At 69.0% G+C, this 14,426-nt stretch carries 13 protein-coding genes; 8 read left to right on the forward strand and 5 right to left on the reverse strand.

The window, feature by feature from the left end; all coding sequences use genetic code 11:
* Positions 1-2 precede the first annotated feature (2 nt).
* The 4 genes from BW39_RS09795 (at position 3) to pbpC (ending at position 4,283) form a co-directional block, all read left to right on the forward strand.
* Entirely contained in the window at positions 3-392 is a 390-nt protein-coding gene (locus BW39_RS09795; RefSeq protein ID WP_012207101.1) for a VOC family protein, read from the forward strand.
* A complete protein-coding gene (locus BW39_RS09800) occupies positions 389-1,258 on the forward strand; it encodes an endonuclease/exonuclease/phosphatase family protein (RefSeq protein WP_043821445.1) in 870 nt (289 codons plus the stop codon). The genes BW39_RS09795 and BW39_RS09800 overlap by 4 nt, the downstream gene beginning before the upstream one ends.
* A gap of 94 nt (positions 1,259-1,352) precedes the next feature.
* Entirely contained in the window at positions 1,353-1,913 is a 561-nt protein-coding gene (locus BW39_RS09805) for an HdeD family acid-resistance protein (protein WP_043821447.1), read from the forward strand.
* A gap of 33 nt (positions 1,914-1,946) precedes the next feature.
* A complete protein-coding gene (gene pbpC, locus BW39_RS09810; RefSeq protein WP_043821448.1) occupies positions 1,947-4,283 on the forward strand; it encodes a penicillin-binding protein 1C in 2,337 nt (778 codons plus the stop codon).
* Between the two features lie 17 nt (positions 4,284-4,300).
* On the opposite strand, the gene BW39_RS09815 is transcribed toward pbpC, so the two are convergent.
* On the reverse strand, positions 4,301-4,969 hold the full coding sequence (locus BW39_RS09815; protein ID WP_043821450.1) for a TetR/AcrR family transcriptional regulator: 669 nt from the start codon (positions 4,967-4,969) through the stop codon (positions 4,301-4,303).
* Positions 4,970-5,097: 128 nt separating this feature from the next.
* On the opposite strand from BW39_RS09815, the gene BW39_RS09820 reads away from it, so the two are divergent.
* Together BW39_RS09820 and BW39_RS09825 are read left to right on the forward strand one after the other, a co-directional pair.
* A complete protein-coding gene (locus BW39_RS09820; protein WP_012207096.1) occupies positions 5,098-6,042 on the forward strand; it encodes a tripartite tricarboxylate transporter substrate binding protein in 945 nt (314 codons plus the stop codon).
* A 25-nt stretch (positions 6,043-6,067) separates the two neighbouring features.
* Complete coding sequence (locus BW39_RS09825) at positions 6,068-6,619, forward strand: cupin domain-containing protein (RefSeq protein ID WP_012207095.1); 552 nt, start codon at positions 6,068-6,070, stop codon at positions 6,617-6,619.
* 1 nt (position 6,620) lies between these two features.
* Here BW39_RS09825 and BW39_RS09830 read toward each other — a convergent pair whose 3' ends face one another.
* Both BW39_RS09830 and BW39_RS09835 read right to left on the reverse strand, forming a co-directional pair.
* Positions 6,621-7,622, reverse strand: a complete 1,002-nt coding sequence (locus BW39_RS09830; RefSeq protein ID WP_043821452.1) for a bifunctional helix-turn-helix transcriptional regulator/GNAT family N-acetyltransferase — start codon at positions 7,620-7,622, stop codon at positions 6,621-6,623.
* Positions 7,623-7,777: 155 nt separating this feature from the next.
* Entirely contained in the window at positions 7,778-9,436 is a 1,659-nt protein-coding gene (locus BW39_RS09835; RefSeq protein ID WP_013800968.1) for an L-lactate permease, read from the reverse strand.
* Between the two features lie 219 nt (positions 9,437-9,655).
* Between BW39_RS09835 and BW39_RS09840 the strand changes: the two genes are divergently transcribed.
* Positions 9,656-10,831 (forward strand): alpha-hydroxy acid oxidase, encoded by a 1,176-nt coding sequence (locus tag BW39_RS09840; protein WP_043821454.1) that lies wholly within the window; start codon positions 9,656-9,658, stop codon positions 10,829-10,831.
* A gap of 63 nt (positions 10,832-10,894) precedes the next feature.
* Here the strand turns inward: BW39_RS09840 and BW39_RS09845 are convergent, their stop codons facing one another.
* The gene (locus tag BW39_RS09845; RefSeq protein ID WP_043821456.1) at positions 10,895-12,595 is read right to left on the reverse strand and encodes a 2-isopropylmalate synthase; all 1,701 of its coding nucleotides are present in this window, start codon (positions 12,593-12,595) and stop codon (positions 10,895-10,897) included.
* Positions 12,596-12,892: 297 nt separating this feature from the next.
* On the opposite strand from BW39_RS09845, the gene BW39_RS09850 reads away from it, so the two are divergent.
* Complete coding sequence (locus BW39_RS09850; RefSeq protein WP_043821499.1) at positions 12,893-13,744, forward strand: AraC family transcriptional regulator; 852 nt, start codon at positions 12,893-12,895, stop codon at positions 13,742-13,744.
* Between the two features lie 17 nt (positions 13,745-13,761).
* Here BW39_RS09850 and BW39_RS09855 read toward each other — a convergent pair whose 3' ends face one another.
* The gene (locus BW39_RS09855; protein ID WP_043821458.1) at positions 13,762-14,310 is read right to left on the reverse strand and encodes a DUF3455 domain-containing protein; all 549 of its coding nucleotides are present in this window, start codon (positions 14,308-14,310) and stop codon (positions 13,762-13,764) included.
* Positions 14,311-14,426: the final 116 nt, after the last annotated feature.

Raw genomic sequence — 14,426 nt, forward strand, 5'->3', positions numbered from 1 at the left:
CCATGTCCGGTCCCGCATCCGCAGGTCTGTTCATCTACGCCAAGCAGCCTGACCGGCTGGCGCTGTTCTACATGGAGGTGCTGGCCATGCGCATGCTGCACCACACCAGCGAGCTCATGGTGCTGCAGTCGCCGGACCTGCAACTGGTGCTGCACGCCATTCCCGAGGCGATTGCGCGGCACATCACCATCACCGAGCCACCCCAGCCGCGCGAGAACGTGGCCCTCAAATTCTTTGCCACCGTGACCAGCTTCGCGGCCGTTCGACCCCTGGTCATCGCCCATGGCGGCCAGCTGTGGGAGCAGTCCTGGCAGGGTCCGGGCTTTCGCGTCTGCAACGCCATGGACCCCGAAGGCAACCTGTTCCAGCTGCGCGAGCCGCTGCCCGCATGATGCAGATCCTCACCTGGAACACCCAATGGTGCCTGGGCCTGGACGGCCGCATGGACCCGGAGCGCATCGTGGCGCATGCGCTGTCCATGGCCGATATCGACGTGCTGTGCCTGCAGGAAATCGCCATCCACTATCCCGGCCTGCAGGGCGCGCCCGGCGACCAGGTGGCGCAGATCCGCCAGGCCCTGCCCGAAGGCTGGAAGGTCTTCTTCGGCGCCGCCGTGGACGAGTTCACGGCCGTGGGCCGGCAGCGCTTCGGTAACCTGGTGGCCACGCGCCTGCCGGTGCTGCAACTGGCCCACCACCGCCTGCCGTATCCGCACGATGGCGGCGTGCGCAGCATGCCGCGCTGCTGCACGGCGGCCACGGTGATGGATGCCGCGCTGGGCCCCGTGCGGGTGATGAGCACCCACCTCGAATATTTCTCGCGCCGCCAGCGCATGGCCCAGGCGCTGGCGCTGCGTTCCCTGCAGATCGAGGCGCTGGGCCAGGCCGAGGCGCCGCCCCAGCCCGCCAGCGACGGCTCGCCCCAGCAGACCAAGCCGCACACGCCGCATGCCGTGCTCTGCGGCGACTTCAACTTCGAGCCGCACGAGGACGAATACGCCGGCCTGTCCGCCCCCTGGGCGGCCGGCGAGCAGGGCGCAGTGAGTGCCGGCCAGTGGCACAACAGCTGGAGCGTGCTGCACCCGGACCAGCCCCAGCCGCCCACCTTCCGGTTGTTCGACCGCCAGTGGGGCCCCGAGCCCGGCGCCTGCGATTTCGCCTGGGTCAGCGACAGCCTGCGCGGCCATGTGCGTGGCTGGGCCGTGGACAGCGACACAAGGCTCTCGGACCACCAGCCCGTGCTGCTGCAACTGGATTGATCCAGGTCAGGGTCCACCGCCAAGCCGGCCTTCGCCTACAGACAGTGTGGCGGGCCTGCTCCAAGGTCATGGGGACTGTTTTGAAGGAGCATCCATGAGCCCCAATCCGCTGTCCACGATTCTTCACCGCACCTGGTGGGTGCTGCTGCTGCGCGGCCTGGTCGCCATCGCCTTCGGCGTGCTGACCTGGGCGCAGCCGGCGGTATCGCTGGCGGCGCTGGTGCTGACCTTCGGCGCCTTCACCTTCGTCGATGGCCTGCTGGGCGTGTACTCCGCCATCCAGGGGCGCGACCAGATGCGCCATTGGTGGGTGCTGCTGCTGTGGGGCCTGGCCGGCGTGGTGGTGGGCGTGCTCACCGTGGTCGCGCCCGGCGTCACGGCGCTGGTGATGACGCTGTACATCGGTGCCTGGGCCCTGGTCACGGGCCTGCTGCAGATCGTGACGGCCGTGCGGCTGCGCAAGGAGATCACGGGCGAGTGGCTGCTGATTCTGGGCGGCGTGCTGTCCGTGCTGTTCGGCGCCTTCGTGCTGGCCCAGCCGGGCGCGGGCATGATGGCCATGCTCTGGGTGCTGGCCACGTATGCGGTGGTCTTCGGCGTGCTCATGGTGCTGCTGTCCTTCAAGCTCAAGAAGGGCATACGCCATTCTTCCTGAGCCGCTGGTGCAAAGGCGGACAATGCCGGCTCCATGATCGAATCCCGGCGACCTTCTCCCTTCATGCGTCTTCCCCGCGCGGCCCTGGCGGCCGCGCTGCTGTTCGCGGCGGCCGGTGCCGCCCAGGCGCTGCCCAGCTTTTCCGAGGTCCGCGAAGGCCACCGTTCCTCCGAGACCGAACTGCTCTCGCGCGAGGGCGAGGTGCTGCAGCGCCAGCGCACCGACGCCAGCGTGCGCCGTGGCGACTGGGTGGCCCTGGCCGACATCTCGCCCGCGCTGCGCACGGCCCTGGTCGTCAGCGAGGACAAGCGCTTCTACGAACACAGCGGCGTGGACTGGGCCGCCGTGTCCTCCGCCGCCTGGGGCAACCTCTGGAACCAGCGCACGCGCGGCGCCAGCACCATCACCATGCAGCTGGCGGGCCTGCTCGACGGCGACTGGCGCCAGGGCCCGGGCGGGCGCAGCGTGGTGCAGAAACTGGGCCAGACCGTGTCGGCCCAGGTGCTGGACCGGCGCTGGCGCAAGGACCAGATCCTGGAGGCCTACCTGAACCTGGTGCCCTTCCGGGGCGAGATCGTGGGCATCGATGCGCTGTCGCGCACCCTGTTCGGCAAGGCCGCGCACGGGCTGGACGCGCGCGAGGCCGCCATTGCCGCCGCCCTGGTGCGCGCCCCCAACGCCTCGCCCGAGCGCGTGGGCCGGCGCGCCTGCGGCGTGCTGCAGTCGCTGGCGCCCGAGGACGCGGCGGCGCGCGACTGCACGGCCATGGAATTGCTCACCGCCAGCGTGCTGCTGCGCCGGCAATGGGCGGCCAGCGAAGGCCAGGCCCCGCATCTGGCGCGCCGCCTGCTGGCCGAGCCGCAGTCCAAAGGCCAGGCGCGCGTACGCTCCACGCTGAGCGCGCCCGTGCAGCGCTTTGCCGTGCAAAGCCTGCAGCAGCAACTGCGCGAGCTGCAGGGCCGCAATGTGGAGGACGGCGCCATCGTCGTGCTGGACAACGCCACGGGCGAGGTGCTGGCTTGGGTGGGCTCATCGGGCGAATTGAGCCAGGCGGCCGAGGTGGACGGCGTCACGGCCATGCGCCAGCCCGGCTCCACGCTCAAGCCCTTTCTCTATGCCCAGGCCATTGCCGAGCGGCGGCTGACGGCGGCCTCGCTGATCGAGGATTCATCGGCCCACATTCCCACGCAGAACGGGCTCTACATTCCGCAGAACTACGACCGGCGCTTCAAGGGCTGGGTCTCGGCCCGCACGGCGCTGGCGTCGTCGCTCAACGTGCCGGCCGTGCGCACCCTGGTCATGGTCACGCCCGATGCCTTCTTCTCGCAACTGCAGCGCCTGGGCCTGCCGCTGCGCGAAAGCGGCGGCTACCACGGCTTCAGCCTGGCGCTGGGCAGCGCCGAGGTGCCGCTGCTGCAGCTCACCAATGCCTACCGCGCCCTGGCCAACGGCGGGCAACTGACGCCCGTGCGCTGGGCGGCAGCCCCGGCTCCCGCTCCGGCTGCCGTGCCGAAGACCCAGGCCAAGGCCGGTGCCGCCGTGCAGGCCATCGACGCACGCGCGGCCTTCATCGTGGGCGACATCCTGTCCGATCCCATGGCGCGCGCGCCTACCTTCGGCACGGACAGCGTGCTGGCCACGCGCTTCTGGTCGGCCGTCAAGACCGGCACCAGCAAGGACATGCGCGACAACTGGGCCGTGGGCTGGTCGCAGCGCTACACCGTGGGCGTGTGGGTGGGCAATGCGCGCGGCGAGGCCATGCACTCGGTCAGCGGCACCAGCGGCGCGGCACCTGTCTGGGCCGCCGTGATGGGCTTCCTGCATGCCCGCACACCCAGCCGCGCGCCCAAGGCGCCGGCGGGCGTGCTGCAGCAGGCGGTGCGCTTCGGTCCCGATTCCTCGGGCCTGCCGCTGGAGAGCGCACGCAGCGAGTGGTTCGTGGCGGGCACGCAGCAGAGCCTGTTCGCCATGGCGGGCAGCGGCCTGCCTGCCGCATCCGCATCAACACGCGGGACTTCGGCAGCCTCGCCCGTGCGCATTGCGCGCCCGGCCAACGGCACCATCCTCGCGCTGGACCCCGACATTCCGCCAGACCGCCAGCGCGTGCAGCTGTCGGCCCGGCCCTCGGGCACGGCCGCCACGCAGGAATGGCAGGACGCCAGCCTGCGCTGGCGCATGGTCAGCGCCGCCCCGCCCGGCGCGGCCGAGCCTGCGCCCAAGGAGATCGGACGGGGTGCTGCCGCCGCCTGGATGCCCTGGCCCGGCCGCCACCGGCTGGAACTGGTCGATGCCAAGGGGCAGGTGCTGGACAGCGTGCAGGTGGAGGTGCGCGGCGCCGGTGTGGTGGCTTCGCGCGCGGGCGGGCGCTGATCAGGCGCCGGTCGTGATCACTGCGCAGCGCAGGGGCCCGCCGCACGGAAGCCCGCCGCAGTGAAGGCCACCAGCTCGTCGATCACATGCTCCACGGGGTCGGCGCGGTGGCCGCCGCCCAGCATGCGGCTGACTCGGCCGTTGTCGGAGCGGATGTACATCATGGCGCCGTACATGCATTCCAGGCGCCACTGGAAATCGTGCTGCGACAGCTGCGGCAGAGCCTGGCGCAGCAGGGCCGCAAAGCGTTTGGCGGCCTCGTCGTAGGCGGCAAACACCACCTCCCTGACTGCCTGGTCGGGATCGACCGAGCACAGGGCCGTGACGCGGTTGAAGTCGGCCTCGCCCTCGCTGTGGGCGGCGCGCAGCGCAGGGGCGATGAAGGCCCGAAGAATGTCCTCCACGGCGGGCTGCGGCGACTGCTGCTCCAGCCTTTGCAGCAGCGCATGGCGCTGTCCGTTGACGGCCATCACGCGCTGCTCGAACAAGGCCTTGAGCAGGCCCAGCTTGTTGCGGAAGTGGTAGTGGATGGCGCCCGTGTCCACCTCGGCCAGCGCCATGACGGCGCGCAGCGACGTGCCCGCGTAGCCATGCCGCGCAAACAGCTGCTCGGCGGCTTGCAGAAGGCGTTCGCGGGCCTGGGCGCGGGGTTCCTCGGCCGCGGTGTCATCGGTGCTGGACGTCATGGCTGCGGATCATAGACAGCGCCAGGCCCTTGCCGCACCAAACCATGGCATGGTGGTGACATGGATTGATTCAGTCGACTGACTGAATTAACATGCGCAGCCATCACACAACGACAAGGAGACACAGCATGACCACCCGCAAGTGGCTCGGCGCCCTGATGGCGCTGGGCTGCACCCTGGCCACCGCGCAGGAGCCGTTCCCGTCGCGGCCGCTGACCCTCATCAACCCCTGGGCGGCGGGCAGCTCCACCGATGTGATGGCGCGTACCTTGGCCGAGGAGTTCCGCAAGCAGCTGGGCCAGAGCGTGGTCGTGGTCTCGCGCGACGGGGGCTCGGGCGTGATCGGCATGAATGTGCTGGCCCAGGCGCCGGCCGACGGGCTGACGCTGGCCTTCACGCCCATGACCCCCATCACCGTGCAGCCCCACTACGTCAAGGGCCTGAAGCTGGGGCCCGACAGCGTGCAGCCGCTGTGCGGCGTGACGGAGAACATCCTGGGCGTCAGCGTGCGCGCAGACAGCCCTTTCAAGACGATAGGCGAGCTGGTGGCGGCGGCGAAGAAGGGCTCGCTGAGCTATGGATCGCCGGGACCGAACTCGGCGCCCTTTCTGGCCATGGACCAGCTGGAGCGCGACCAGGGCCTAAAGCTCGTGCATGTGCCCTACAAGGGCGATGCCGGCTCGATACAGGAATTGCTGGCCGGGCGGCTGGACTTCGTCAGCAGCATCGCGGCCTCGGCTGCGCCCCAGATACGCGCGGGCAAGCTGCGCCTGCTGGCCGTGGCCTCGGAGCGCCGCCACCCGGCCTTCCCCGAGGTGCCCACCTTCAAGGAACTGGGCATGGCGGTGCAGGAGGAATCGTTTGCGGGCCTGTTCGTGCCGCGTGGCGTGCCCGAGGCGGTGCTGGGCCGGCTGGACGCCGCCTGCGCCGCCGCCGCGCGGTCCGATGCCGTCAGGCAGGTGGCCCAGCGCGGTGACCAGGTGGTCTTCCACCAGGACCGCCGCCAGTGGGACCGGCGCATCCACGACGAATTCCGCAAACAGGGCGCAGCGGCCGAACGCCATGCGCAGTGACCTCCTTTCCGCCATCTCTTCATCCATGACCGATTCCAGCCTGCCCCCCATCCGCCGCGTGATCACGGCCAACGACGCACAGGGCCGCTCCTTCATTGCCGAGGACGGCGCCTCGCCCGCCGTGCGCCTGGTCGAGGAACGCCCCGGCTACCGCATCACCAACCTGTGGCGCACCGATGCCTCACCCGCGCAGATCAATGCGCCCGACACCATTGCCATCCACCAGGGCGTGGCACCGCCGCCCTATGGCACGGTGCTGCGCATCCTGGACATTCCGCCCGAACCTGCCGATCCGCAGGAGCTGGCGCGCGCCCTGCATGCCACCTTTACACGCATGTACGGCGACGCCCACCGCAACGTGCAGCCCGGCGAGCATCCGGGCATGCACCGCACGGATACCGTGGACTACGCGCTGATGCTGGAGGGCGAGCTGGTCGCCATCCTGGACCGCCAGGAAACCGTGCTGCGCGCCGGTGACGTGCTCATACAGCGCGGCACCAACCATGCCTGGGCCAACCGCTCGGGCCGGCCTGCGCGCATTGCCTTCGTGCTGGTGGCGGGCGAGCAGGGCTCCTGACTCAGGGGGCCTGGCCTGCCCATGCCGCCGCGGCAGGGCGTGGCCGCACGAAGCGCTGCTCGATCACTGGCTCGCCCCATTGCTGGCCCGGCCATTCCTCGGCCAGGGTGAAGCCTGACGATTCGTAGAGCCGGCGTGCTGCATCCAGGCCCCGGAAGGTCCACAGCTGGGTGGCCTCGAAGGCCTGCTGGTCGCAGAACGCCAAGGCCTGCTGCAGCAGCTGGCGCCCCGTGCCGGCGCCGCGCAGGCCGTCTTCCAGGATGAACCAGCGCAGATGCGCCTGGCGGTCCTCGGGGTGCTTGCCCAGGTCCTCTCCATCGATGGCCACGGAGCCCACGATGCGGTCGCCGTCCAGCGCCGTCCACAGCTGGTTGCAGGGCTTGTCCAGCCGGCCGGCGAACTCGGCCAGGCCGCTGGCCACGCGGCTTTCGAAGAAGACGCCAAAGCCTGCGTGGCGCGCATAAAAGCGCGCATGCATGTCCACGATGCGGCCCAGGCAGCCGGGCCGGTATCCGGGCAGGACCTGTATCTGTGCGGGCACGGGCTGGGGCAGGGGCTCCTCCTGCCGGTGCGCCTGCAGCGCCCGGGCGTACAGTGCCAGCCCTTGGGCGACGGCCTGCTGCTGCGGCGCCTGCATGCGGTCCAGCGCCGCCGTAACCTGCTGGCGCCCGAAGGCCTCGATGGCGGCCAGCGTACGCCGGCCCTTGGCGGTCAGGGCCAGCTGCTTGACGCGGCCATCCTCGCCATCGGCGGCTTCCTTCAGCTCGCCCGCCTCCACCAGCTTGCGCACCATGCGGCTGACGCTGGATTTCTCCAGCCCCAGGACCAGGGCCAGCTGCGAGGCCGCCATGCGCCCCTGTGCGCCGATCTCCAGGATGGCATGCACGGCCGAGGGCGGATAGTCCGTGGCCGCCAGCGTGGCCTGCATGAAGCCCAGCTCGCGCACCATCTGGCGCGAGGCGGCGCGGATGCCATCCACCAGGGAAAGATCGTGCTGCGGCATGGGTGCTCCTTGGGGCCGTGCAGGGTTTGAATATGGTTGCATGGTACAACCATAAATGCCGCTGCGCATCTGTTGATGCAGCGATGCGTACCCAGGCGTAAAAAAAGCCGCCCGGCGCATGCGGGCGGCTGGGGCCTGGCGCAAATGCGCAAGGCTCAATTGACCATCAGGCGGAACGGCCAGACATAGGCCTGCAGCGTCACGAAGATGCCCATCAGGCAGGCCAGGGCGACGGAGTGGAAGAACACGTAGCGCAGGATGTCGCCCTCATGGTTGAACCAACGCGTGGCCGTGGAGGCGACGACGATGGACTGCGCATCGATCATCTTGCCCATCACGCCGCCCGAGCTGTTGGCCGCGCCCATGAGGTTGGGCGACAGGCCCAGCTGCTCGGCCGCCACCTTCTGCATGCCGCCGAACAGCACGTTCGATGCCGTGTCCGAACCCGTGAGCGCCACGCCCAGCCAGCCCATCAGGGTGCCGAAGAAGGGGTAGAACACGCCCGTGTTGGCGAAGGCCAGGCCCAGCGTGGTGTCCGTGCCCGAGTAGCGCGTCAGCGTGCCCAGGGCCAGCATCAGCACGATGGTGATGAGCGAATAGCGCACCAGCCAGATGGTGCGCACGAACTGGCTGACCAGCTGCACGGGGTTGTACTTCATGACCAGGCCGCCCACGATGGCCGACAGCAGGATGCCCGTGCCCGTGGCCGACAGCAGGTTCAGCGTGTAGATGGCGCCTTCCTTGGTGGGCTGGCGCACGACGGGCGGCACTTTCTCGATCAGGTTGTGCAGGCCTTCCATGGGAAAGGCCGGGGCGAACAGGCCGTTGAGCGCGGCCTTGACCGAGGGCAGGCCCCAGATGAAGACGAAGACCGTGAGGATGGCCCAGGGCGTCCAGGCGCGGATCACGTCGGCGCGCGGGTGCTGGGTCACGGCGCGGGGCGCCTGGGCCTCGCCGCCGCTGTTCTCATGGCCCTTGAGCGAGGTCGAGCGCCAGATGGTCCTGGGCTGCCACATGCGCAGGAAGCCGACCGTGCAGACCATGGAGACGATGGCCGCGATGATGTCCACCAGCTCGGGGCCGATGAAGTTGGACACCAGGTACTGCGGAATGGCGAAGGACACGCCGGTCACCAAAATGATGGGCCAGATCTCCATCATGGCCTTGCGCCCGGCAAAGGCCCAGATCAGCCAGAACGGCACCAGCACCGAGAAGAACGGCAGCTGGCGGCCGACCATGGCGGTGACCTCCATCAGGTCGTAGCCGTGCACCTTGGCCAGCGTGATCACCGGCGTGCCCAGCGCGCCGAAGGCCACGGGCGCGGTATTGGCGATCAGCGACAGGCCCGAGGCGGCCAGCGGCGAAAAGCCCAGCCCGATGAGGATGGCCGCCGTCACGGCCACGGGCGTGCCGAAGCCGGCCGCGCCCTCGAAGAAGGCGCCGAAGGCGAAGGCGATCAGCAGCAGCTGGATGCGTCTGTCCTCGGTGATGCCGGCAATGGAGTCCTGCAGGATCTTGAAGCTGCCGTTCTTCTCGGTCAGCTGGTGCAGGAAGATGATGTTCAGGACGATCCAGCCGATGGGCAGCAGCCCCGTGAAGCCGCCGAACAGCGCCGCGCGCCCGGCCATGCCTGCCGGCATGTTGTAGACGAAGACCGCGATCACCAGCGCCGCAATCAGCCCGGCGCCGGCCGCCAGGTGCGCCTTCATGTGCAAAAAGCCCAATCCCACCAGCATGACCACGACCGGGATGGCCGCGAGCAGTGTGGACAGCCACATGTTGGAAAGAGGGTCGTAGACCTGCTGCCAAACCATAGGAGCGTCTCCTGAAGAGTTTTTAGGATGTTGTGCGGGGCGGATCGTCGCTCTCATGGCTGGTTGGCACACTAGCGTTAGCCCTCGGTTGGGCTGCGAGAGAGAAAATTTCAATCGGCGCACAAATCACTTCAAACCCGAACGGGTGACTGGAATGCGCCCTGCGCACTACCATGCTCGGCAGTCCCGCGGCATGCGGGTTCCAGAAAGCCAGAAAACGTGTCCACCGACCTTTCCAAAATCACCTGCATCGAAGACCTGCGCGTCGTGGCCCAGCGCCGCGTGCCGCGCATGTTCTATGACTACGCCGACTCGGGCTCCTACACCCAGGGCACCTACCGGGCCAACGAGGACGACTTCCAGAAGATCAAGCTGCGCCAGCGCGTGGCCGTGAACATGGAGGGGCGCAGCACGCGCACCACCATGATCGGCCAGCAGGTGGCCATGCCCGTGGCCATTGCGCCCACGGGCCTGACCGGCATGCAGCACGCCGATGGCGAGATCCTGGGCGCGCGCGCGGCCCAGGCCTTCGGCATTCCGTTCACGCTGTCCACCATGAGCATCTGCTCCATCGAGGACATTGCCGAACACACGGCCCGCCATCCGTTCTGGTTCCAGCTCTATGTGATGCGCGACCGCCGGTTCATGGAGCGCCTGATCGAGCGTGCCCGTGCCGCCAACTGCTCGGCCCTGGTGCTGACGCTGGACCTGCAGATCCTGGGCCAGCGCCACAAGGACATCAAGAACGGCCTGTCCACGCCCCCGAAGCCCACGCTGCGCAACCTGGCCAACCTGGCAACCAAGCCGCACTGGTGCCTGGGCATGCTGGGCACCAAGCGCCGCACCTTCGGCAACATCGTCGGCCATGTGGATGGCGTGGCCGACATGAGTTCGCTGTCGTCGTGGACCGCCAGCCAATTCGACCCCAGCCTGAACTGGGGCGATGTGGAGCGCATCAAGAAGCTCTGGGGCGGCAAGCTCATCCTCAAGGGCGTCATGGACGCCGAGGATGCGCGACTGGCGGCCGACAGCGGCGCCGATGCGCTCATCGTCAGCAACCACGGCGGCCGCCAGCTCGACGGCGCACCCTCGTCCATCGAGGCGCTGCCCGGCATTGCCGAGGCGGCGGGCAAGGACATCGAGGTCTGGATGGACGGCGGCATCCGCAGCGGCCAGGACGTGCTCAAGGCGCGTGCCCTGGGCGCCCAGGGCACCATGATCGGCCGCAGCTTCCTCTACGGCCTGGGCGCCTATGGCCAGGACGGCGTGACGCGTGCACTGCAGATCATCCAGAAGGAGCTGGAGACCACGATGGCCTTCTGCGGCCATACGCAGATCGATACCGTGGACTGCAGCATCCTGCTGCCCGGAACCTATCCGGGCGCCGTGCGCTGAACCGGCAAAAGCCGCACGAAAAAAGGACCGCCTCGGCGGTCCTTTTTCCTTTCAGGCTGCGCCTCAGGCTTGGGCAGGTACGCGCCGGCTTTCCGGCTGCGCCGCCACCAGCCGGCCCGCCGCATGCAGCACGGCCAGGATGGACGCGGTCACGATGTTGGCATGGCGCCCCGCGCCGAAGCGCGTGCCCGCCACGCCGGGCAGGGCGGCCTCGACGATGGCCAGCGCCATGGCCCCGGCGCCCTGGCCCAGGCTGCGCTCCTCGTAGTGGTCAATGCGCAGCGCCACGCCCAGGTGCTGGCCGATGGCGGCGGCCACGGCATCGATGGGGCCGCTGCCTTCGCCATACAGCTGCAGCCGAAGGCCGTCTGGCCGGACCACTTCCAGCGCAATGCCCTGGCCCTGGGCGCTGTCGAACAGGTGGTGGCTGCGGTAGTGCCAGGGAAGCTGCAGGGGTGCGAGGTAGGTGGCCTCGAACAGCTTCCACAGGTCGTCGCTGGCCAGCTCGGCCTCGCAGGCGTCCGCCTGTTTTTGCACCACGGCGCTGAACTCCACCTGCATGCGGCGCGGCATGGTCACGCCATGGTCGCGCTGCAGCAAAAAGGCAATGCCGCCCTTGCCCGACTGGCTGTTGACGCGAACGATGCTGTCGTAGGTGCGGCCCAGGTCCTGCGGGTCGATGGGCAGGTAGGGAACGCGCCAGGGCGCATCTGGCCGCTGCGCCGCAAAGCCCTTGGCGATGGCATCCTGGTGCGAGCCCGAGAACGCCGTGAATACCAGGTCGCCCACATAGGGGTGGCGCGGGTGGATGGGCAGGGCCGTGCATTCCTCCGCAATGCGCGCCACGGCGGCGATGTCCGAGAAGTCCAGTCCCGGCGCGATGCCCTGCGTGTACAGGTTCAGCGCCAGCGTCACCACATCGAGGTTGCCGCTGCGCTCGCCATTGCCGAACAGGCAGCCTTCCACGCGCTGGGCGCCGGCCAGCAGCGCCTGCTCGGCGCAGGCCACGCCCGTGCCTCTGTCGTTGTGCGGGTGCACGGACAGCACGATGTGCTCGCGTCGCTCCAGGCGGCGGTGCATCCACTCGATCTGGTCGGCGAAGACATTGGCCGTGCTCACCTCCACCGTGGTCGGCAGGTTGATGATCATGGGCCGCGCGGGGCCTGCATCCCAGGCGCGGATGGCTGCGTTGCACACGGCCAGCGACACGTCGAGCTCGGCCATGCAGAAGGTCTCGGGCGAGTACTGCAGCACCCATTCGGTCTCGGGGTGGGCATCGGTCAGTTCGCGCAGCAGGGCGATGTGGTGCTCCACCATGGCGATGATCTCGGGCACCTGCATGCCGAAGACGATCTCGCGCCAGGCCGGGGCAATGGCGTTGTAGAAGTGCACGATGGCGCGCCGCGCTCCGGCCACGCTGTCCACCGTGGCGCGGATCAGGTCCTCGCGCAGCTGGGTGATGACCATGGGCGTCACGTCGCCGGGGATCAGCCCGTTGTCGATCAGGTGGCGCACGATGCCGTAGTCGGTCTGCGAGGCCGAGGGAAAGCCCACCTCGATCTCCTTGAAGCCTATGCGCACCAGTTCGTGGAACAGGCGCAGCTTGCGCTCGCGGTTCATGGGCTCGAACAGGGCCTGGTTGCCGTCGCGCAGGTCGGTGGACAGCCACACGGGCGCCTGGCTCAGCTGGCGTGAGGGCCATTGGCGCTCGGGCAGGTCGACGGCGGGGAAGGGAAGGTATCTGGACGCGGGATTCTTCAGCATGCGGGCCTCGCAGGAAACGCTGGGGTTTGCAGCCACCGGATCGGCCGGCGGCCCCGCTCTCCTGGCTTCCCGGTGGGGGGGAAGCTGCGCCAGGCCGGGATCAGGGAGAGTCGGTGCGAAATGCGGCGCCTGCGCAGGCGCCCGGACCCCGGCCATGGGCCAGGGATAGTAGGGAGGGCGAGGGCAGGCAGTGCATGGTGCGATGGCGGTGAATCACAGGGAACGGATGCCAGTTTGCGGGCAGGGTGCTTGTCTGTCTTTATAGAATTTCTCATTTTCTATATGGATCTGGACAATATGCGCACGACCCATGCCCCGGCTTCGGCAGCCGCCGTTCCCTGCAGCCATACCGGGCTGCCCGAGCTGCAGGCCGCCGCACCGCTGCCGGTCACGGGCGTGGCCGCCGACTATCCGGCGGGGCTGGAGGTGGAGGAACACTCCCACGAATGCTGCCAGTTGCTCTACGCCGTGCAGGGGGTGCTGGAGGTGCGCGCAGGCAGCGGGCGCTGGGTGGTGCCGCCCACGCGCGGCGTCTGGCTGCGCTCGGGCGTGCCCCACGGCCTGCGCATGCGCGGCGCGGTACAGGTGCGCAGCCTGTTCGTCGATGCGCAGGCCGCTGCAGACCTGCCGGGTACGGACTGCGTGATCGAGGTCTCTCCCCTGCTGCGCGAGCTCATCAGCGAGGTGGCGCGCTGGCCTGCATCGATACCGCCGGGGCGGCGTGAATCCATGGTGGTCGAGCTATTGCTGCAGGAGCTGCGCCAGCCGCCCGTGGTGCCGTTTCATCTGCCCTGGCCGCAGGATGCGCGCATGGCTGCTGTCTGCCATGCGCTGGCCGAAGGAGACGGGGCGGATGGCTTTGCCGCCGCAGCCGCCGCAACTGCCACAGCCGCCGACTGGGCCGCACGTCTGGCCATGGGCGAGAAGACCTTCCATCGCCACTTTCTGCAGGCCACGGGAATGAGTTTTGGCCGCTGGCGACAGCGCGCACGGCTGCTGTCATCCATGCAGGCGCTGCTGGCCGGAAGGCCCATCGTGCAGGTGGCGCTGGAGGCCGGCTATGAAAGCCACAGCGCCTATTCGCTGGCCTTCAGGCGCCAGTTCGGCATGCCGCCCTCGGCCTTCGGGGCCAGGGGCGACAGGCCGTAGGGGGGGGCCGGGCCGCGTCAGGCGGCCTTCCAGATGATGTAGTCGGCCTGGTACTGCACGACCTGCTTCTGGCCCAGCGTGGAGCTGTTGCAGGCCATGGCAGGGGCCACGCCACCGCGCGTGGCCACGCGCTGGATATAGGTCACGCCCTGCATGGCGCCCATGCCGGTGGCGGGCTCGGCCTTGACCAGCTGCATGGGGATGTTGCCCGCGCTGGACGGCGCCACGGCGACCTGGGTGGCCGTGACCTTGGAGCCGTCCTGGTGCGCCCAGGTGGCGGGCGGGCCGAAGTAGCGGCCGATGACGCGGCCCTGGCGGTCCGTCAAACGCGCATCGGGGCCGACAAAGGCCCATTCCTGCTCCATCGCCTGGTCCTTCTTGGCGCGGCATTCATAGGTGATCTGGCCTATGCCCACCGTCTCCATGGCAACCTTGTGGCCTGCGGGCACCTGCACGGCGGCCGGCAGGTCGGACTGGGAATAGCTCTTGCCCACGTCCATGGAGGAGCAGGCGCCAAGGGTCAGTGCGGCCATGGTGGCCAGGCCGAGGGGGAGGATGTAGCTCATGAAGGTCTCCAGGTCGATGGGTTGAGGGGTGTCGCCTTGGACCGCTTTCCGGGGCGCGACACAGGGAATACGCAGCAAGGCAGCGGCTGGATTCACCTGAATGGAAAAAAAATTTA

Source organism: Delftia sp. RIT313 (genome assembly GCF_000632165.1).
Lineage (GTDB): Bacteria > Pseudomonadota > Gammaproteobacteria > Burkholderiales > Burkholderiaceae_C > Comamonas > Comamonas acidovorans.

Excerpts from the sequence above, each read along its gene's own strand:
- BW39_RS09795 (WP_012207101.1), top strand. The coding sequence starts at position 3 with ATGTCCGGTCCCGCATCCGCAGGTCTGTTCATCTACGCCAAGCAGCCT.
- BW39_RS09800 (WP_043821445.1), top strand. The coding sequence starts at position 389 with ATGATGCAGATCCTCACCTGGAACACCCAATGGTGCCTGGGCCTGGAC.
- BW39_RS09805 (WP_043821447.1), top strand. The coding sequence starts at position 1,353 with ATGAGCCCCAATCCGCTGTCCACGATTCTTCACCGCACCTGGTGGGTG.
- pbpC (WP_043821448.1), top strand. The coding sequence starts at position 1,947 with ATGATCGAATCCCGGCGACCTTCTCCCTTCATGCGTCTTCCCCGCGCG.
- BW39_RS09815 (WP_043821450.1), bottom strand. The coding sequence starts at position 4,969 with ATGACGTCCAGCACCGATGACACCGCGGCCGAGGAACCCCGCGCCCAG.
- BW39_RS09820 (WP_012207096.1), top strand. The coding sequence starts at position 5,098 with ATGACCACCCGCAAGTGGCTCGGCGCCCTGATGGCGCTGGGCTGCACC.
- BW39_RS09825 (WP_012207095.1), top strand. The coding sequence starts at position 6,068 with ATGACCGATTCCAGCCTGCCCCCCATCCGCCGCGTGATCACGGCCAAC.
- BW39_RS09830 (WP_043821452.1), bottom strand. The coding sequence starts at position 7,622 with ATGCCGCAGCACGATCTTTCCCTGGTGGATGGCATCCGCGCCGCCTCG.
- BW39_RS09835 (WP_013800968.1), bottom strand. The coding sequence starts at position 9,436 with ATGGTTTGGCAGCAGGTCTACGACCCTCTTTCCAACATGTGGCTGTCC.
- BW39_RS09845 (WP_043821456.1), bottom strand. The coding sequence starts at position 12,595 with ATGCTGAAGAATCCCGCGTCCAGATACCTTCCCTTCCCCGCCGTCGAC.
- BW39_RS09850 (WP_043821499.1), top strand. The coding sequence starts at position 12,893 with ATGCGCACGACCCATGCCCCGGCTTCGGCAGCCGCCGTTCCCTGCAGC.
- BW39_RS09855 (WP_043821458.1), bottom strand. The coding sequence starts at position 14,310 with ATGAGCTACATCCTCCCCCTCGGCCTGGCCACCATGGCCGCACTGACC.